We start from the raw sequence: 18,507 nt of genomic DNA on the forward strand, positions 1-18,507 counted from the left end.
TGCCATGAATTCAGATAGTAGTTTGCATGATAGCCGATGCAACCAGCCCCTTGGCGACGGCGCCATCCGCAGTGCTGTGCGCGCCGAAGTCGCAGCCATCGCCGCCGTTGACGCGCTTGAACAAACACAAATCGACGACACGCTGGCCTGGATTGACTCTGGCGCCCAACTGTTCCGCCAGGTCAAACCCGCCACGCCACCAAAGCATCTGGTGTCTTACTTTGTCGTCCACGACGGCAGCCATGTGCTGCTGGCCGACCACCGCAATGCGCAACTGTGGCTGCCGACGGGCGGCCATGTCGACGACGGCGAGCATCCGCGCAGCACAGTCGAACGCGAGCTGCAGGAAGAACTGGGCTTTGCGATGCCGCACCCGGTCGGCCCGCCCTTGATGCTGACCGCGTCGACCACGGTCGGCCTGACTGCCGGCCACACCGACGTATCGCTGTGGTACCAGGTGCGCGTGCAGCGCGATCAGGCGATCCGCTTCGACGCCGGCGAATTTGTCGCGGTGGGCTGGTTTGCCTTTGACGAGGTACCGTTCGACCGCTGCGATCCCCACATGGCACGCTTTCTACGCAAATGCAGGCAGACTGCCGCCTAAATCAGGCCGTCACCAGCGTGTTTCCGATCAAAGCCAATGCCTGGTCCCAGGCTGGCACCGCAACCACGCCCTGCACCGAGAGCTGCTTCTTCTGCGGCCCGAACAGATAGCGGTGTGCCACGATGCCGTTCAGGTGCTGTAGTACATCGAGCCGGTCATCGATGAAGTGCGTAATCCCCAGTTCAGCGCAATGGTCGGCCTTTTGTGGCCGCTCCAGGCAGAAGCGCAGATTGTCCGGCGCAATGCCGGTGCGCTCGAAGAAGCGGTGGTGGCGCAGCCACAAGCGGCTCTTTTCCTGCACGCGTGGCCCGCACTTCGAGACCAGCCACACCTGGCCGCCAAACAGCTGCACCAGCGCCGGCACCACTTCCAGCATGCCGTCGTAGGGTGGTGTATCGAGCGCATCCTGGAGCGAGCCGCCGATGAACGACGTGTCCTGCTTGCCATGGGTGTCAGGGCTGATGAGCACGCGGCCAATATCGATTCCTAGTTTCATTTCACTACTCCTGTTGTTGTTTGAATAGACAGGATCGTAGGCATTGCTGTGCCATCTTGAAACTATTACAATTGCATAACCTATAATCTGAAGTTATATATGGACCGCCTCTCGCGGATCAATCTCGACGCCTTGCAATCGTTTTCGGTCTTTGCCGAGTCGATGAATTTCAGTACGGCCGCGCGGCTGCTGCACATCAGCCAGCCCGCCTTGCACGTCAAGATCCGCAAGCTGGGCGAGCAGCTTGACCTGCCCTTGTATCAGCGCAGCGGGCGCAAGCTGGAACTGACCGCGCACGGCGACGCCGTGGCGCGCTACGGCCGCGACCTGCATGCCCGCACCGAGGGATTCTTGCAGGTACTGCACAAGGGCGCCGAGGATCAGCCGGTTGTGATGGCGGCCGGCAGTGGTGCCTATCAGTATTTGCTTGGCCCGGCGCTGCAGCGCTTTCTGGCCAAGGCCAGCGTGCCTGTCAGGCTGCTGACGCTTGATCGGGCCGGCGCAGTGGAGGCCGTTCGATCGGGCAAAGCGCAGATCGCCGTTGCACCGCTGGAAACTGTCCCTTCTGACATGCAGGCGCACGCCTTGAGCACGGTCGGCCAGGTATTGGTGGTACCGCGAGGCCACCCGCTGGCGCGGCGGCGTTCGGTGCGGCTGAGCGACCTGGCCGGCAGCAAAATCGTGGTGCCGCCTGCCGGCGCGGCGCACCGCGACATGCTGGCGCACATGTTGCAGTCGGCCGGGGTGGAATGGGAAGTGGCGGTGGAGGCCAGCGGCTGGGAACTGATGCTGCAGTTTGTCAGCCTGGGGGTCGGGGTGGCGGTGGTCAATGCTTGCTGCAACATTCCGCGCACGCTGGTCGCACTGCCGCTGGCGCAACTGCCTGCCATGCGTTTTTACACGTTTTACCGCAAGGGCCTGGCGCTTGAGGGTGAACTGGCGCGCCTGCATAGTCTGTTGCTGGCGCATGGCAACCACTGGCAGGGTGCGACGAGAAAATAATCAAAATGGATTCATCGGAGACCTGCATCGGGCCGACCCGGCCTTTTCTTCACCCGTCACAAGTGGGCGAAAGCGCTCTCGTGATAAGCTTCGACCCCGCACTGTGCCGCATTTCGGCCAAATCTTCCTCTAATACAATTAAAAGCGTTTAATGGACATTATTCTTGCGATTAAGGCCATCGTGATGGGCCTGGTTGAAGGCTTCACCGAGTTTTTGCCGATTTCCTCGACCGGTCACCTGATCCTTGCCGGCAGCCTGCTCAACTTCACCGACGAAAAATCGAATGTCTTCAAGATCGTGATCCAGTCCGGCGCCATTCTGGCCGTGGTGTGGGAATTCCATGTGCGCATTCTGGCCGTGTTCAGAGGCTTGTTCACCGAACGCAAGCAACAAAAACTGGTGCTGAACCTGATGATTGCCTTCCTGCCCCTGGCGCTGCTGGGTCTGGCGTTTGGCAAGCTGATCAAGGCCAAGCTGTTCCACCCGGTACCGGTGGCACTGTCCTTCATCATCGGCGGCGTGATTATTTTGTGGGTGGAGCGGCACAACAAGGCCAACCCGGTCGCGCAGCGGGTGCAGGATATCGACGACATGACGCCGCTTGACGCGCTCAAGGTCGGCTTCGCGCAGGCCGTGGCCCTGATTCCCGGCACCAGCCGGTCAGGCGCCACGATCATCGGTTCGATGATGTTCGGCCTCACGCGCAAAGCTGCCACCGAATTCTCGTTCTTCCTGGCGATCCCCACGCTGATGATCGCCACCGTCTACGAATTGATCAAGAACCGCGCGCTGCTGTCGGCCGCTGACCTGCCGCTGTTTACGGTCGGTACCCTGGCCGCCTTCATCTCGGCCTTCCTGTGCGTGCGCTGGCTGCTGCGCTATATCAGCAGCCATGACTTTACCGTGTTTGCCTGGTACCGCATCGCCTTCGGCCTGATGGTATTGGCCACTTCGCATTTCGGCTGGGTCCATTGGGTAGAATAATGGACCCCGGCTTAAGCGCGCGCGCGCTCGACCTGCTGCAAACCGTCTTCGGCTATCCCGCCTTCCGCGGTCAGCAGGCTGACATCGTCGAGCATGTGGCCAGTGGCGGCGACGCCCTGGTCCTGATGCCGACCGGCGGCGGCAAGTCGCTGTGCTACCAGATTCCCGCCCTGCTGCGCGACGGCGTGGGCGTGGTGGTTTCGCCCCTCATCGCGCTGATGCAGGACCAGGTCGACGCGCTGGCCGAAGTCGGCGTGCGCGCCGCCTTCCTCAATTCCACGCAGACGTTCGAAGAGTCGATGCGCATCGAGCGCCTGGTGCGCACCGGCGAGATCGATCTGGTCTACGTGGCGCCCGAGCGCCTGATGACGCCGCGCTGTCTGGATCTGTTCGAGGCGTCGCGCATTGCCTTGTTTGCCATCGATGAAGCCCACTGCGTCTCTCAATGGGGTCATGACTTCCGGCCCGAATACATCAAGCTGTCGATTTTGCACGAGCGCTTTCCGCAGGTGCCGCGCATTGCGCTCACGGCGACCGCGGACCAGCAGACCCGCGCCGAAATCGCCCTGCGCCTGCAGCTGGGCGACGCGCGTCAGTTCGTGTCGTCCTTCGACCGTCCGAACATCCGCTACCAGATCGTGGAAAAGGCCAACGGCCGCAAGCAGCTGATCGACTTCATCACCACCGAGCATGGCGGTGACGCGGGCATCGTGTACTGCCTGTCGCGCAAAAAGGTCGAAGAAACCGCCGACTTCCTGAACGAAAACGGCATTCGGGCCCTGCCCTATCACGCCGGCATGGACTACGCCAAGCGCAGCGCCAACCAGGCTCGCTTCCTGCGCGAAGAGAGCATTGTGATGGTGGCCACCATCGCCTTTGGCATGGGGATCGACAAGCCGGACGTGCGCTTTGTGTGCCACCTCGATCTGCCCAAGAGCATTGAAGGCTACTACCAGGAGACGGGCCGCGCCGGCCGCGACGGCCTGCCCGCGTCGGCCTGGATGGCTTACGGCCTGCAGGACGTGGTACTGCAGCGGCGCATGATCGATGAATCCGAAGCCGACGAAACCTTCAAGCGCGTGCTGTCAATGAAGCTCGACGCCATGCTGGGCCTGTGCGAAACGCTGTCGTGCCGGCGCACACGCTTGCTCGAGTATTTTGGCGAGCAGGCAACGCCATGCGGCAATTGCGATACCTGTCTGATTCCACCCGTGTCCTTCGACGGCACCGTCCCAGTGCAAAAACTGCTGTCGGCGATTTACCGGGTGGACCAGCGCTTTGCAGCCGGCCATGTGATCGATGTACTGCGCGGGGTGGAGTCGGACCGCATCAAGCAGTGGCACCACGATTCGCTGTCGGTGTTTGGCATTGGCGCCGAACGGGCCGAGGCCGAGTGGCGCGCCATTTTGCGCCAGACCATCGCCCTGGGCCTGGTCACGGTGGACCACGAGGTCTACAGCTCGCTCAAGCTGACCGACGCTGCCCGTCCGGTGCTCAAGGGCGGACAACAGGTGCAGCTGCGCCAGTACCAGAAGCCGGTCAAGCAGAAACGTGCGCCATCGGCGGCGGGCAAAGCCCATGTGGAGATGGACCTGTCCAAATCGGAACAGGCCATTTTCGAGAAGCTGCGCTGGTGGCGGGTGGAGACGGCGCGCGCACACAACGTGCCTGCCTACGTCATCTTCGTCGACGCGACCCTGCGCGAAATCGCCAAGGCCAAACCGACCTCGCTGAACGAACTGCGCACCGTGACGGGTGTGGGTGAGAAAAAGCTCGTGTCATATGGCGACGAGATTGTCGCCATCATCATGGATCTGATGTAAAAAAGGGCCGCCAGACGCTGGCGGCCCCTGTTTTAACCCTGCGCGATTACTGCTGGCTTTCCAGTGTCACGCGGATTTCTGCTGCCGCATTCGACGCCGGCACCGTCACACTCTTCACCTGGTTGATTGCACGCACATTGTCGATGCTGCGGCTGAGCGCCGGATATTTGCCATCCTTTGCCATCACCACGTGCAGCTTCGAGCTCAGTTTGTCGTAGACCAACACGTCGCGCGCACCGTCCTTGTTGAAGTCACTTTCCACGAAGGCGTAGCGCTTCTTGCTCAGGTCGATACCCAGATTGCGCAGGTCTGGCACGCCGGCGCGTTTGATGGCCAAGGGCTTGTCATCCAGGCTCGCGCTCGATGCCGGGGCGAAGCGCGGAATCGTGCCGTCACCTGCCACTTCAACCCATGCGAAGTTGGTCGCCGTGCCGCCAGGACCGGTACAGGTCACGTCAAACGAGGTGCTCTCAAAGACGCGGAAACGGCCAGCACCAGTGCAGCTGGTGTAATTGGTGGCGCTGTACGAAATGTTGGTGAACAGGCCTGGGCGGCTGAGGAAGCTTGGCGAAGCAGTCACGTTCACGGTTGGCAGCTGGTTGGTCGGCTGGACAATGGTGCTCAGCACCGCACTGGAACTGGCGCTGCCGTAAGGGCCGCTGCAAGTGATGGTGGCGGTGAACTGCGACGCCGATGGCGCGGCGCCCACCCAGATGGTGCCGGAGGTACCCAGGCCGCCGAAATTCGGGCTGTAGCAGCTGGTGGCATTGGTGGCGTTCCAGCTGAAGTTCGAGCCGCCCGTGTTGACATACACGGTCGATGGGTTGAAGCCGGTCGTCACGGTGGGCACGTTGGCCGAGGTCACAATCAGCGAGGCCGATTTACCGGCAAAGACGTCGGCGCGTTCGCAGCTGACCTGGGCGTGCACGTTTTCGGTTGCCACGAAGGTGTACGAGCCAGTACGACCGCCGCGCGCGCCCCCAGGTAAGCCGTCCACGTCGCAATACGCGCCGATCGGACTACTCCAGGTAAAGGTGGCGCTCTGACCTGCCACCACGGCGGTCGGTGCAAAAGTGGCTTGCACTGTAAAACTGCCGCCGCCGATTGGCAGGGCGGTAGCGCCAGTGGTGATCAAGGCGAGTGAGGCTGCAATACATCCTATTTTTTTCATTGTTTTCCCCTAGTAGGTGGTGGTTTTCCGTTGTCTCGAAGGATTGTGTCCCTCTTAAAATAGTATATATCTAATAATATTTATAAATACACTTATTTATCATTTATTTAATACATATATCCACATGGATACCCTTTCTGCATAAAGCCAGTGTCCGCGTGGACGACCGCGTACAGGGCGGACGCACTGACCTGGCCTGTACCCAGCAGCAGCGGCCGCGATGAGAAATAGGCATGCTTATTGCCTATACAATGGCATTCCCGAAGCGGGAAGTTTTCGACTACTAAGGACACCATGAAGCTGAATACAAATATGCGGGCGCTGGCCCTGATCCTGACGCTGGCACTGGGCGGCACCGCCCACGCCGCGGACGACCTTGGCGCACGACGCGCTGCGCTTGACAGCCTGATCAAGGAAACCTGGGAGCGCAACATGCGTACTGCGCCGGAATTCGCTTCCCAGATCGGCGACAAGCGCTACAACGACAAGCTGTCCGATTTTTCGCAGGCGGCCATTGACGAGGACCTCAAGGCTTCGATCGACTTCCTGCAGCGCTTCAAGGCGATCGACCCGACCGGTTTGAGCCCGGCCGAACGCCTCAACCGCGAACTCAAGATCAGCAGCCTGGAAGAAGATATCGAAGGCGCGCGCCTGAAGATGTACGAGATGCCAGTGCTGCAGAATTCGGGCGTGCATATCGACCTGCCGCAGATGGTGTCGGCCCTGAGCTTCGATACCGTCAAGGACTACGAAGACTACATCGCGCGTCTGCACCAGGTGCCGCGCGTATTCAATGAAAACGTGGCGCAGATGAAGAACGGCATTCGCGATGGCCTGATGCCGCCGCAATTCGTGCTGCCGAAAATCGTGCGCCAGAGCCGCGACATCGCCGCGATGAAAACCGCCGCCTCGCCGTTTGCCGCACCCGTCAAGAAATTCCCGGCCAGCTTCTCCGCCGCCGACAAGCAGCGCCTGCGCGCGGCCGTCTTCAAGGCGATCGAAAAAGAAGTGGTCCCGGCCTACAAGAAATTCGCCGCCTTTGTCGAAACCGAGTACGTGCCGCATGGCCGCAAGGACCCGGGTCTGTGGTCGCTGCCCAATGGTGAAGCGATGTACAAATTCCGCGTCAAGAGCTCGACCACGACGGACCTGACGGCAGACCAGGTGCACCAGATCGGCCTGGCCGAAGTGGCGCGCATCGAAGCGCGCATGCTGGAAACTGCGCAAAAGCTCGGCTTCAAGGATCTGAAATCCTTCGACGCCAGTCTGGACAAAAATCCGGCGCTGCATCCAAAGTCGCGCCAGCAGATGGTGGACTTGTACCAGCGTTATACCGACGCCATGTACGAAAAGATTCCGCAGCTGTTTGGCCGCCTGCCACAAGGGAAGATGAAGATCGAGCAGGTTGAACGCTTCCAGGAGAAAGAAGCGTCGGGCGCGGCCTACAACCTGGGCTCAGCCGACGGCAAGCGTCCGGGCCGGGTGATGGTCAACACGGGCGACTTCGCCAAACGCTCGACCATCTCGATCGAGACGACCGCCTTCCACGAAGGTGTGCCGGGCCACCACATGCAGATCGCCATCAGCCAGGAACTGAACGATTTGCCGCAGTTCCGCAAGTACGCTTTCTACACGGCCTTCGTCGAAGGCTGGGCCCTGTATTCGGAAGAACTGGGCACGGAACTGGGCTTCTTCAAGGACCCTTACAGCTATTACGGCCACTTGCAGTCGGAGATGCTGCGTGCCATCCGCTTGGTGGTAGACACCGGCCTGCATAGCAAAAAGTGGACGCGCCAGCAGGTGGTGGACTACTTCCACGCGCATTCCAACACTGAAGAAGTTGAAGTCCAGAGCGAGACCGACCGCTACATCGTGTGGCCAGGTCAGGCACTGGGTTACAAGATCGGCCAGCTCAAAATCATGGAACTGCGCAAAAAGGCCAAGGCACAACTGGGCGACAAGTTCGACATTCGCGGCTTCCACGACACGGTACTGGGCAATGGCGCGCTGCCATTGAACGTGCTGGAAGAGCGCGTGAAGGAATGGGTAGAAAGCAAAAAGGCAGCCTAAGCATCGTCCTCGCGAAGGCGGGGACCCATACCACGCTACCGAAGTTGCCTAGCGTAGTATCGGCCGCTCTCGGGAAACGATGTTAGTTATTTTTTGGTAAACACCAAATCCCACACCCCGTGGCCCAGTTTCAGGCCACGGTTCTCGAACTTGGTCAGCGGACGGTAAGCAGGCTGCGGCGCATAACCGTCGGCCGTGTTTTGCAGCGCCGTTTCGCTGCCCAATACATCGAGCATCTGCACCGCGTAGTCTTCCCAGTCGGTCGCGCAATGCAGATAGCCACCTGGCGCCAGTTTTTGGGCCAGCAGCTTGACGAACGGCGGCTGCAGCAGCCGGCGCTTGTTGTGGCGCGCCTTGTGCCACGGGTCAGGGAAGAACACGTGTACGCCCGCGAGCGAGCCGTCCGGGATCATCTGGTTCAATACCTCCACCGCATCGTGCTGGATCAGGCGCAGATTGCTCAGCCCCTGTTCGCCAATCTGCTTGAGCAGACTGCCCACACCGGGCGTATGCACTTCCACGCCAATGAAATCCTTCTCCGGCATGCCCTTGGCAATGTGCGAGGTGGTGTCGCCCATGCCAAAGCCGATCTCCAGGATGACAGGGGCGGTGCGGCCGAAAGCCTGCGCAAAATCGAGCGGCGCCTTGTCGTACTCGATCAGAAATTTGGGGCCCAGCTCCTCCAGCGCACGCGCTTGCGCAATCGACAGGCGGCCTGCGCGCGTGACAAAGCTGCGAATCCGGTGTTCGGTCGGGTCGTACAACATCGGACGGTTGGGGGTATCAGCAGACATGGGAGCGTAGGAGAAAAAAGGCAGGACGACATTATATCGCACCTCCCCCATCGCTCTTGGGCACCAGCGCCCACTCGCCTCGTTCGACGCCCAAAAAAAATCCCGCGCCTTACCGGGACGCGGGAAAAGATCAGATCAGAGAATATCAGGAACAACCCAACAGGACGCAGTGTGCCAGCGCCGTGTTACAAGGCCATGACGATGCGTAAAAAAGCGCACCGGCCCTGTCATGAACGCGTCACGCACGAGCGCTACGATGGCGGGGTTGTCTGTACACATTGCGACAGCAGCTTAGTCCGGTCAGCTCAAGCACCGGCACCAACAACTTCCAGGCCATCAAGCAAACCACCACATCGCCCTCGCGAAGGCGGGGGCCCATGGCACGCCGAACAAATCCGGTAACATGCCATAGGCCCCCGCCTGCGCGAGGGCGATGTGCTTATACTGCTGGTTTGATGCGGCATAAGCTTCCCGCCCACAGCCCTTGAATGATCACACTGTGTCACCCTTCCGTCATCTTTATCTGAACATCCTCGCCTCACTCTGGATCATCGCGCCGGCACTAGCCGACGACGCGCCGTCGTTGCGTATTGATGGCGAAATGTACACCTCACCGCAACGCATGGTCGCAGTGGAACCGGGCCGGCGGCTGAATCTGTACTGCACTGGCCAGGGCAGCCCGACGGTGTTGTTCGAGGCCGGCCTGGCAGACCCGATCAGTGTGTGGGGATTCGTCCAACCTGCCATTGCGAAGCGCACCCGCACATGCGCCTACGAGCGCGCCGGCGTCGGTTTCAGTGATCCAGCCACGCGGGCATCGACCAGCGCAAACATCGCGGACGACCTGCACCGCCTGCTCAAGGCCGCCGCAATCAAGCCGCCCTATGTTCTGGTCGCGCATTCAGCCGGCGCACTGAGCGCTCGCCTGTATGCCTACACCTGGCCCGCCGAGGTAAAGGGCATGGTGCTGGTCGACCCGACGGTCGAAGACCAATCCGAAGCCTACCGTGCACTCGACCCGCAGCAGCGCACTGCGGCCCAGTGGGATCGCTATGCGGTCGAAGACGGACTGAATCATTCGCGTGCCTGCGTGGCGGCGGCACGCGCTGGCTTTATACCGGGTTCGGCGCGGCTGGCCGATTGCAGTTCAGCCCCGTATCCAGTGCAGCTGGGCGCATCGGTGCAGGCAACGCTGGCGCACTTCGAAGCGCAGGCTGCCCACCAGCAAGCCGCGCTATCGGAAAGCGAGCATGTATTTCGGACCAGTGCGGCGCAGGTGCGCGCGGCGCGGCAGACGTTGGGGCGGCTGCCAATGGTCGTGCTGACGAGTGCACCACCCAAGCGCAATGCACCCGCGACCGAAGAGCTGCGGCTGCTGCGCGCTGCCAGAAATGCAGTGGCGCCCCGCTTGCACGCGGCCTTGGCGCAGCAATCGAGGCGCGGAACGCATGCTGTCGTTGCTGGCGCCGGGCACTACATCCAGCTGGATCAGCCGGCTGTCGTGATCGAGGCGATCGAGCGCGTACTTAATACGGCAGACTGAGTTTCAAAAAAGTTCGGATGCTTGCAGGTTCACGCAGCCATCGAGAACGATTGATGGGAAGGGAACTTGGCCTTCATCCAGTCACGGTTCAATTGCAGGGCCTGCACCACGTCTTGCGGCAAGGTGTCGAGAATGGCCGGATCGTCGCTCGGGGTGTCTGCCAGCAAACTGGCAAGGTGAATGATGGCGCCCATCTGGCTAAACGGTTTGGCCGCCATCGGATCGGACGAGCATTCCAGCGCGCGTACGATCGACTGCGGGAAGTTCCAGCGACGTCCCAGTTCCGCGGTGATTTCGCCTTCCGAGAAGCCCAGCAGACGCTGCTCGCGTTCCCAGCGCCCGCCTGGCAGATGCGGCTGCTGCTCGATTTCCGCAAAGGCCGTCGGCGTCACCTGATAAATCAGCAATTCACCGAGCCGCATCATCATGCCCGCCAGCCACGCATCCTGGCCATCGTTGCCCAGACCGGTCTCCAACCACTTGGCGTAGCCTGCACACGCCATGCTGCTTTTCCAGAATTCGTCGGTATCTAGGCCTGGCAGTTCGGGGAAGGATTCGGCAAAACAGGCGGCCAGCGCCAGCGTGCGAATATGCGCCATGCCGGCCATGGCAATGGCTTCGTTAAGCGAACTGACGCCGCGGCTGGAGCCAAAGCGCGCGCTGTTAGCCAGGCGCATCAACTTGGCGGTGAGGGCAGGATCGCGGGCAATGATCGCGCCCACCTCCTTGGATGATGCATCCTCGTCATCGAGCGTTTTGATCAGGGCTTGCGCAACTTCCGAAATCACCGGCAATTTGACGTTCTCGAAGAACGGGGTGAGGTTCGCCATGGAGTACCTTTCACATTGTTTGCGTTGGTCGTCAGATCGAAAGCCTTGCTTCAAAGTGTAATGCGGAAGATACATTCCACGAAGCGAATTGTGCAATTTGTTGGGAAAACGATTTAACGTCTGTGGCGTCCAGCAAGATCGGCTGCGCTACGGTATTATCGATTCCTTAAAGTAACATTTTTCCTCTTATGCTCACGCTACTGATCACCGCCGCATTGAATGTTTGTCTGGGCGCGGCGCTCGGCGTGGCGGGCGGCTTGCTGGGCATCGGCGGCGGTTTGATTGCGATTCCCGTGCTGGTGTATCTATATGGATTCGACCAGCACCTGGCCCAGGGCACGGCACTGGTCATGATTGCTCCCAACGTGCTGGTCGGCTTTTATCGCTATCACCAGCGCCATCGCATCGACCTGCGCTCGGTCTTGTCGATCAGCGTGTTCTCGATGGTGACGACCTACTTTGCCGCCAAGTTTGCCACTGGCCTCAATGCGACCACCTTGCATATGGCGTTTGCGGTCTTCCTGATCCTGCTGGCCCTGTATTTCGGCTTTGGCGGACAGCGCCCAAGCAAGGCCGAGGCCAAGGCAGCACCAGCGGACGCACGCAAGATGCCGCGAGTGGCCCTGCCGCTGCTTGGCATACTCAGCGGTGTCATGTCCGGCATCTTTACGGTGGGCGGTGGCTTGATCGTGGTGCCTGCGCTGGTCAGCTACTTCCGCATGGAACAGACGCGCGCGCAGGGCATGGCCCTGGCGCTTGTGGGACCAGGTTCGCTGATTGCGCTGCTTGCGTATTCCCAGGAAGGCCAGGTGAACTGGACCACCGGCTTGCCGATGGCGCTGGGCGGCATCGTAACCGTGTCATGGGGCGTGGTGCTCGCGCACCGGTTTTCGCCAACGCGTTTGCGCCGCTTGTTCTGTCTGGTGCTATTGGGGACGGCCGCGATGATGCTGTTATCGCCGCGTTAAAGTCCCGCAAGGCACGGAACTGGAGCGGGTGAAGGGAATCGAACCCTCGTCGTAAGCTTGGGAAGCTTCTGCTCTACCATTGAGCTACACCCGCGGCAGCTCGCATTCTACGCGGGATTGCCCCCACCTGCCAAATCCCCGCGTCTCCCTCAGTCATAGCTTTTTCAATCACACCGATTAATACAACCAATCAGGCGCGCGTCCATCCTGATGTATCATGTTTCCAATGAGTTCTTCTCATTCGATAGTTTTTATTAACCGACTCCCAGACCACGAGGATATCCCCATGTCGCTGATCAATACCCAAGTACCTGCTTTCAAAACGCAAGCTTTCCACAATGGTAAATTCGTTGAAGTGTCGAACGAAAGCCTGCAAGGCAAGTGGTCGGTCATCATCTTCATGCCAGCCGCGTTCACCTTCAACTGCCCAACCGAAGTGGAAGATGCAGCGGACAACTACGCCGAGTTCCAGAAGGCCGGCGCCGAGGTGTATATCGTCACCACCGACACCCACTTCTCGCACAAGGTGTGGCACGAGACTTCGCCAGCTGTTGGCAAAGCCCAGTTCCCACTGGTGGGCGACCCAACCCACACCCTGACCCGCGGTTTCGGCGTGCATATCGATGAAGAAGGCCTGGCACTGCGCGGCACTTTCATCGTCAATCCGGAAGGCGTGATCAAGACCCTGGAAATCCACGACAACGCCATCGCGCGTGACGTCAAGGAAACCCTGCGCAAGCTCAAGGCTGCCCAGTTCGTTGCTGCCCACCCAGGCCAGGTTTGCCCTGCCAAGTGGAACGAAGGCGCCAAAACCCTGACCCCGTCGCTGGACCTGGTCGGCAAGATCTAAGTTAGCACCACCGGGAAGGGCGCTGCCTTGCCGCCCTTCCCGCTCCAGCATCAACCGCAAGGCACTTTTATACGGATACCGACATGCTTGACGCCACCCTGAAAACCCAGTTGCAGGCCTATTTGCAGAACCTGCGCACCCCGATCACGCTCATCGCCACGCTGGATGACAGCGCCAAGAGCGCGGAACTGCGTGAACTGTTGGCCGAGATCGCCAGTCTGTCCGACAAGGTCACCGTGGACGAGTCAGGCACCGACGCGCGCTCGCCATCGTTCCTGATCGCCAAACAAGGCGAAACGCGCGGCGTGCGCTTTGCCGCGATTCCTCTTGGTCACGAATTCACCTCGCTGGTGCTGGCCCTGCTGTGGACCGGCGGCCACCCGCCCAAGGTGCCGGCTGAAGTGCTGGAACAAATTCAATCCCTGGATGGTGGCAATTTTGAGGTGTACATGTCCCTCTCCTGCCACAATTGCCCGGACGTGGTGCAGGCCGCCGCGCTGATGGCCATCTATAACCCGAACATCAATACTGTCGTCATCGATGGCGGCATGTATCAAGCCGAAGTGGACGCACGCCAGGTCATGGCCGTGCCCATGGTATTCAAGGACGATGCCCTGTTCGGCTCGGGCCGCATGACGCTGGAAGAAATTGTCGCCAAGCTCGACGTAAATGCGGGCGACCGTGAAGCGACCAAGCTCAACGAGAAAGCACCGTTTGACGTGCTGATCGTGGGTGGTGGTCCTGCCGGCGCGGCTGCCGCTGTCTATGCGGCACGCAAGGGCATTCGCGTGGGCATCGCTGCTGAACGTTTCGGCGGGCAGACCAATGACACCATGGCCATCGAGAACTATATCTCGGTGCTGGAAACGGACGGTCCCAAGTTTGCGCTCGCACTGGAAGCGCAAGTGCGTCACTACGAGGTCGACATCATGAACCTGCAACGGGCCGACCGCATTGTCCCGGCCGCCACGCCAGGCGGGCTGGTGGGTGTGCACATGCAAAACGGCGGCGTGCTGCATGCACGCAGCGTGATCGTGTCCACCGGTGCGCGCTGGCGCAATGTGAATGTACCTGGCGAAGCCGAGTACAAGAACAAGGGCGTCGCGTATTGCCCGCATTGCGATGGTCCGCTGTTCAAGGGCAAGCGCGTGGCGGTGATCGGTGGCGGCAATTCGGGCATCGAAGCGGCAATTGACCTGGCTGGCCTGGTCAAGCACGTGACGGTGATCGAGTTTGCCGATACCCTCAAGGCCGATGCGGTGCTGGTGAACAAGCTGAAAAGCTTGAACAACGTCACCATCCACGTGAACGCGCAGACCACCGAGATCACGGGCGATGGCCAGAAGGTCAATGGCATCAGCTACAAAGACCGCGTCAGCGAGCAAGTCCATCACGTGGAGCTGGAAGGGGTGTTCGTGCAAATCGGGCTGGTCCCGAACACGGAGTTCCTGAAAGGCACATTGGAGCTGAGCAAGTTCGGCGAGATCGTGGTCGATGCCAAATGCCACACCAATCTGCCGGGCGTGTTTGCGGCAGGGGACGTGACGACGGTGCCGTACAAGCAAATCGTGATTGCTGCAGGAGAAGGATCGAAGGCGGCACTGAGTGCATTCGATTATTTGATCCGCCAGCCAGTGGCAGTGCCTGCCGAAGCACAGCAGGAAGCTGTGGCAGCCTGATTGTCTTCACGGGATCTGGCCGTGTCGTCCGGGGTCGGGATTGCAAGTCCGAACCGCGGACGGGACGGCAATGTTGCAGATGCTGAAATTACCTGAAACTGACTAACTGTGCATATTGGGTCGCGCGCTTGCCAGCCTTGTTGTTGCTGGCAGTGCGTGAACGGCCCACCAGCCATACCTGACCGCCATACTCGCCATCATCCTGGCGTTTGAGTGCCACACGCATCTGGCGATCGGTCGATACAAATTCATTGCGCGCTGCCGCCACCAGTAGCTTGGGCTCCTGGTTTCCTACCGTCGCCATCAGGCGATTTCCCACATAACGCAAGCTCATCGGTTCGCCCGTGGCCAGGTCATACGAACCTTGGTATTGCTGCAGATCGCCCGCAAACAGGTGCACCGGTTTGGCGGGCAATTCGATTTGATAACCGCGGATGAAGACAGACGCTTCGGGGTCCGATTGTGCGCTGGCAGCGCACGAGAGCGAACCGAGTAATGCACAGAGAATAAGGCGTTTCATAGTAGCTCCTTAAGTGCAATGTTGATGACGGAAAAGCGGCCTTTGCAGGCGCCCCTTATACGCATCCGGCAGCACCGGACCCGCTCTTTAAATATAGTCAGCGATTGGCCACGGCGACAGGAGATTCTGCAGATCAGTTCGCTTATTTTGTGCGGAATACATATACATATGGCGACAATTGATACGTATTTGCCGGAAGTTTCCTGCACGCCGTATCACTAATTCGCACCAGATGCGCGAACTAGGCGCCACCTTTCCTGATGCGTTCGCATCCGTTTATGCGCATCTCCAAAAACAAAAAAAGAAGTCTGTATGCCCGTCATTACTGCGGCTCTTTTCCCTATGTTTACCCGTTGTATTTATGCACTTCTTACTCTCTTGCCACGGAATGAATAGACATCTTTTATGTCTGTCTATACATTGTTAGCGGCATGGTAAGTCCATGAGTGCGTTGCGTCCGCTGAAGGGGACGCGCGGATTCAGTGGAGACACATCGGGATTTTGCTCACAAAAATACGCCCCTCAGGGGCGAGGAAAAATCCAAGAGTTCTATTTTTTTGAAACGCATTGCCTAAGGAAGAACTTCATGACAAAAGCAACAGCAATCCACATCGCAGTACTCCTTCTCTGCAGCAGCGCGGCAGCAACCGCAGCCACCGACGATGCGCCCCAGGCGGCGCAGACCGCACCTTCCGCTGACACCACCACCGACGAAATTCAGAAAGTCGTTATCGTGTCGACCGGTAGCCGCGGTTCCCAGCGCACCGTGATTGACACGCCGGTGCCGATCGATATTCTGTCGAGCCGCGAACTGACCAAGACCAGCCAGAACTCGCTGGACAAAGCCCTCGGTTTCCGTGTGCCGTCGTTCAACACCGTGCAAACTCCGGTCAACGACGCCACCTCCCTGCTTGATCCTTACGAGATCCGCAACATGGGCCCAAGCCGTGTTCTGATCCTGATCAACGGCAAACGTAAAAACTCCAGCGCCCTGGTCTACACCCAGACCTCGCCAGGCCGCGGCGAAAGCGGTGCCGATATTTCGGCCATTCCTTCGGATGCCATCAAGCGCATTGAAGTGCTGCGCGATGGCGCGTCGGCCCAGTACGGCTCGGACGCAATTGCCGGCGTGGTCAACATCATTTTGAAAGACAGCCCGAACGAAGGTTCCTTCACTGCGCGCATCGGCCAGACCGGCGAACGTGACGGCAAGAGCGGCAGCGTCAGTCTGAACGATGGCGTCAGCATCGGTGGCAAGGGCTTCCTTAACTACACCATCGAAGCGTCCAAAGTGGGCCTGGCCAACCGTCCTGGCGTGGTCAGCGCACGCGGCGAAGCTGCCACCTTCGGTGCCGATCTGGCGACCCAGGTGCAACCTTTCCTGAACCAGTATCCAGACGCAGGCAATATCAATGGCTCGCCTGAAACCAAGGCAGCCAAATTCCTGGTCAACGCCGGTTACGATATCGACGATACCACCCGCGCTTACGCCAACTTTGCGTACATCAAGAAGGACATTTTCAGCTTCGCGAACTACCGTACCCCTTACTGGCAGCCAACCGACTACGGCCTGCTGACCCCATCGGGCCAGCCTTACAAAGGTTACGGTCCACACTTCAACGGCACCCTGCAAGACTTCAATGCCACCGGCGGCGTGAAATCGGAAATCGCTGGCTGGAACTCGGACGTGAGCCTGACCTTCGGTGGCAACAAGCAACGCTACCAGGTTGAAAACACGGTGAACCATTCGCTGGGCGCCACGTCGCCAACCGTGTTCCACCCGGGTGGCGTGGAATTCAGCCACACGGTCTTCAATGCCGATTTCTCCAAGCAAGTGCTGCCGAAGGTCAATACCTACTTTGGTACCGAACTGCGCGGCGAAGAATATGAAACCAACGCTGGCGACCTGGCGTCCTACATCGATGGCGGCGCCGATTCGTATGCCGGCAATGACCCTGCCAACTCCTTCAAGAAAACCCGTCGCAACTACGGCGTGTATCTGGGCGGCTTGTTCGATGTCACCGACAGCCTGCTGCTGGATGCGATTGGCCGCTACGAGAAATACAGCGACTTCGGCAACGCCTTCGTCTGGAAGCTGAGCTCGCGTTTCAAGGTCACCGATACCTTCACCGTCCGTGGTTCGGTCTCGACCGGCTTCCGCGCACCATCGCTGCACCAGATCTACACCCAGAAGGCGCAGTACTCCTTCGTCGACGGCAAGATCCAGCGTTCCGGCCTGTTCAACAATATTTCGCCAGAAGCACAGGCAGTGGGCGTCAACCCGCTGGATGCAGAGAAATCGCGCAACATCACGCTGGGTCTCGGTTACAAACCGACCGCCAACACCAGCATGACGATCGATTACTACAACATCCACATGAAGAACCGCATTATCCTGGGCAAGGAAATTCGCGGCACGGGTGATCCAGCTAACCCGCTCGATATCGAACTGGCCAAGGCCAAGATTGTCTCGATGAGCTTCTTCACGAATGCGCTTGACAGCGATACGTCCGGTCTCGATTACGTGTTCAGCCACAAGAACATGCCATTCGCTGGCGGCCGTGCCACCTTCAATCTGTCCGGCAACTACACGCTGAAAAACGAACGTGATGGCGCCGTGCAGAACACCGCCTTCGTTGCCGGTGCTGGTCAATCGGTACTCGATGCCACCCAGGAAGCGCTGATCTTCACTTCGCGTCCAAAGCACAAGACCATCATCGGTCTGGACCTGGACTACAACAAGTTCAACTTCTCGCTGAACAACACCGTGTTTGGCCCGACGACCTTCCGTCAGGCTGATCTGGACAGCAACCTGAAGACCGAGTTCAAGACCAAGACCGTGACCGACTTTGGCGTCAACTACCAGATGACGGACAAGATCACGCTGTCGTTCAACATCAACAACTTGTTCGACGTCACGCCGAAGTGGGAAATGAAGGCGCTCAACCCGACTGGCCAGGCGCTGCTTGACAGCACCACGCTGGACGCGAGCGGCCGCACCCCGAGCCAAGTGCAGTCCGATGCGATCACCTTCAACCAGCGCTACGCCATCACGACCTACGATGGTTCGCAGTTCAGCCAGCTGGGTCGGATCTTCAACGCCGCTTTGAACATCCGCTTCTAAACACCGGCTTCGCGCCAACACAAAAAAACCAGCCTCGGCTGGTTTTTT

15 protein-coding genes and 1 tRNA gene are annotated in these 18,507 nt (G+C 59.6%); 10 read left to right on the forward strand and 6 right to left on the reverse strand.

Annotation, left to right across the window (positions count from 1 at the left end):
• Window positions 1–22 precede the first annotated feature (22 nt).
• Window positions 23–604 carry an NUDIX domain-containing protein gene (locus BUC24_RS22260; RefSeq protein WP_229448558.1) on the forward strand — a complete coding sequence of 194 codons (582 nt, stop codon included), beginning with the start codon at window positions 23–25 and terminating at the stop codon, window positions 602–604.
• A 1-nt stretch (window position 605) separates the two neighbouring features.
• Here the strand turns inward: BUC24_RS22260 and BUC24_RS22265 are convergent, their stop codons facing one another.
• Window positions 606–1,100 (reverse strand): hypothetical protein, encoded by a 495-nt coding sequence (locus BUC24_RS22265; protein ID WP_073222148.1) that lies wholly within the window; start codon window positions 1,098–1,100, stop codon window positions 606–608.
• Window positions 1,101–1,199: 99 nt separating this feature from the next.
• Here BUC24_RS22265 and BUC24_RS22270 point away from each other — a divergent pair, with 99 nt between their 5' ends.
• The 3 genes from BUC24_RS22270 to recQ all read left to right on the forward strand — a co-directional run bounded on the left by BUC24_RS22270 (window position 1,200) and on the right by recQ (window position 4,910).
• A complete protein-coding gene (locus BUC24_RS22270) occupies window positions 1,200–2,102 on the forward strand; it encodes a LysR family transcriptional regulator (RefSeq protein WP_073222151.1) in 903 nt (300 codons plus the stop codon).
• Between the two features lie 151 nt (window positions 2,103–2,253).
• Window positions 2,254–3,087: an undecaprenyl-diphosphate phosphatase gene (locus tag BUC24_RS22275; protein WP_073222154.1), complete on the forward strand. Its 834-nt coding sequence runs from the start codon at window positions 2,254–2,256 to the stop codon at window positions 3,085–3,087.
• On the forward strand, window positions 3,087–4,910 hold the full coding sequence (gene recQ, locus BUC24_RS22280; RefSeq protein WP_073222157.1) for a DNA helicase RecQ: 1,824 nt from the start codon (window positions 3,087–3,089) through the stop codon (window positions 4,908–4,910). Before BUC24_RS22275 ends, recQ begins: the two co-directional genes overlap by 1 nt.
• Window positions 4,911–4,956: 46 nt before the next feature.
• Here the strand turns inward: recQ and BUC24_RS22285 are convergent, their stop codons facing one another.
• Window positions 4,957–6,081, reverse strand: coding sequence for a hypothetical protein (locus BUC24_RS22285; protein WP_143167620.1), 1,125 nt, complete (start codon window positions 6,079–6,081; stop codon window positions 4,957–4,959).
• A gap of 294 nt (window positions 6,082–6,375) precedes the next feature.
• On the opposite strand from BUC24_RS22285, the gene BUC24_RS22290 reads away from it, so the two are divergent.
• Window positions 6,376–8,151: a DUF885 domain-containing protein gene (locus tag BUC24_RS22290; protein WP_229448560.1), complete on the forward strand. Its 1,776-nt coding sequence runs from the start codon at window positions 6,376–6,378 to the stop codon at window positions 8,149–8,151.
• Between the two features lie 86 nt (window positions 8,152–8,237).
• Here BUC24_RS22290 and trmB read toward each other — a convergent pair whose 3' ends face one another.
• Window positions 8,238–8,918 (reverse strand): tRNA (guanosine(46)-N7)-methyltransferase TrmB, encoded by a 681-nt coding sequence (trmB, locus tag BUC24_RS22295; RefSeq protein WP_073222168.1) that lies wholly within the window; start codon window positions 8,916–8,918, stop codon window positions 8,238–8,240.
• A gap of 526 nt (window positions 8,919–9,444) precedes the next feature.
• On the opposite strand from trmB, the gene BUC24_RS22300 reads away from it, so the two are divergent.
• The gene (locus BUC24_RS22300) at window positions 9,445–10,488 is read left to right on the forward strand and encodes an alpha/beta fold hydrolase (protein WP_073222171.1); all 1,044 of its coding nucleotides are present in this window, start codon (window positions 9,445–9,447) and stop codon (window positions 10,486–10,488) included.
• Between the two features lie 29 nt (window positions 10,489–10,517).
• Here BUC24_RS22300 and BUC24_RS22305 read toward each other — a convergent pair whose 3' ends face one another.
• A complete protein-coding gene (locus tag BUC24_RS22305; RefSeq protein WP_073222173.1) occupies window positions 10,518–11,318 on the reverse strand; it encodes an HDOD domain-containing protein in 801 nt (266 codons plus the stop codon).
• 188 nt (window positions 11,319–11,506) lie between these two features.
• On the opposite strand from BUC24_RS22305, the gene BUC24_RS22310 reads away from it, so the two are divergent.
• The gene (locus BUC24_RS22310) at window positions 11,507–12,286 is read left to right on the forward strand and encodes a sulfite exporter TauE/SafE family protein (RefSeq protein ID WP_073222176.1); all 780 of its coding nucleotides are present in this window, start codon (window positions 11,507–11,509) and stop codon (window positions 12,284–12,286) included.
• A 20-nt stretch (window positions 12,287–12,306) separates the two neighbouring features.
• Here BUC24_RS22310 and BUC24_RS22315 read toward each other — a convergent pair.
• Window positions 12,307–12,380: transfer RNA gene (locus tag BUC24_RS22315), tRNA-Gly, on the reverse strand.
• A 192-nt stretch (window positions 12,381–12,572) separates the two neighbouring features.
• Between BUC24_RS22315 and ahpC the strand changes: the two genes are divergently transcribed.
• Entirely contained in the window at window positions 12,573–13,136 is a 564-nt protein-coding gene (gene ahpC, locus BUC24_RS22320) for an alkyl hydroperoxide reductase subunit C (protein WP_073222178.1), read from the forward strand.
• Between the two features lie 83 nt (window positions 13,137–13,219).
• Entirely contained in the window at window positions 13,220–14,815 is a 1,596-nt protein-coding gene (ahpF, locus tag BUC24_RS22325; protein WP_073222180.1) for an alkyl hydroperoxide reductase subunit F, read from the forward strand.
• An 88-nt stretch (window positions 14,816–14,903) separates the two neighbouring features.
• Here ahpF and BUC24_RS22330 read toward each other — a convergent pair whose 3' ends face one another.
• On the reverse strand, window positions 14,904–15,335 hold the full coding sequence (locus BUC24_RS22330) for a hypothetical protein (RefSeq protein ID WP_073222182.1): 432 nt from the start codon (window positions 15,333–15,335) through the stop codon (window positions 14,904–14,906).
• Between the two features lie 586 nt (window positions 15,336–15,921).
• Here BUC24_RS22330 and BUC24_RS22335 point away from each other — a divergent pair.
• The gene (locus tag BUC24_RS22335; RefSeq protein ID WP_073222184.1) at window positions 15,922–18,459 is read left to right on the forward strand and encodes a TonB-dependent receptor plug domain-containing protein; all 2,538 of its coding nucleotides are present in this window, start codon (window positions 15,922–15,924) and stop codon (window positions 18,457–18,459) included.
• Window positions 18,460–18,507 lie beyond the last annotated feature (48 nt).

Origin of the sequence: Massilia sp. CF038 (assembly GCF_900129765.1) — a bacterium.
GTDB lineage: Bacteria > Pseudomonadota > Gammaproteobacteria > Burkholderiales > Burkholderiaceae_D > Telluria_A.

Coding starts and splice junctions, on each gene's coding strand:
- BUC24_RS22265 (WP_073222148.1), bottom strand. CDS start 1,100: ATGAAACTAGGAATCGATATTGGCCGCGTGCTCATCAGCCCTGACACC.
- BUC24_RS22270 (WP_073222151.1), top strand. CDS start 1,200: ATGGACCGCCTCTCGCGGATCAATCTCGACGCCTTGCAATCGTTTTCG.
- BUC24_RS22275 (WP_073222154.1), top strand. CDS start 2,254: ATGGACATTATTCTTGCGATTAAGGCCATCGTGATGGGCCTGGTTGAA.
- recQ (WP_073222157.1), top strand. CDS start 3,087: ATGGACCCCGGCTTAAGCGCGCGCGCGCTCGACCTGCTGCAAACCGTC.
- BUC24_RS22285 (WP_143167620.1), bottom strand. CDS start 6,081: ATGAAAAAAATAGGATGTATTGCAGCCTCACTCGCCTTGATCACCACT.
- BUC24_RS22290 (WP_229448560.1), top strand. CDS start 6,376: ATGAAGCTGAATACAAATATGCGGGCGCTGGCCCTGATCCTGACGCTG.
- trmB (WP_073222168.1), bottom strand. CDS start 8,918: ATGTTGTACGACCCGACCGAACACCGGATTCGCAGCTTTGTCACGCGC.
- BUC24_RS22305 (WP_073222173.1), bottom strand. CDS start 11,318: ATGGCGAACCTCACCCCGTTCTTCGAGAACGTCAAATTGCCGGTGATT.
- BUC24_RS22310 (WP_073222176.1), top strand. CDS start 11,507: ATGCTCACGCTACTGATCACCGCCGCATTGAATGTTTGTCTGGGCGCG.
- ahpC (WP_073222178.1), top strand. CDS start 12,573: ATGTCGCTGATCAATACCCAAGTACCTGCTTTCAAAACGCAAGCTTTC.
- ahpF (WP_073222180.1), top strand. CDS start 13,220: ATGCTTGACGCCACCCTGAAAACCCAGTTGCAGGCCTATTTGCAGAAC.
- BUC24_RS22330 (WP_073222182.1), bottom strand. CDS start 15,335: ATGAAACGCCTTATTCTCTGTGCATTACTCGGTTCGCTCTCGTGCGCT.
- BUC24_RS22335 (WP_073222184.1), top strand. CDS start 15,922: ATGACAAAAGCAACAGCAATCCACATCGCAGTACTCCTTCTCTGCAGC.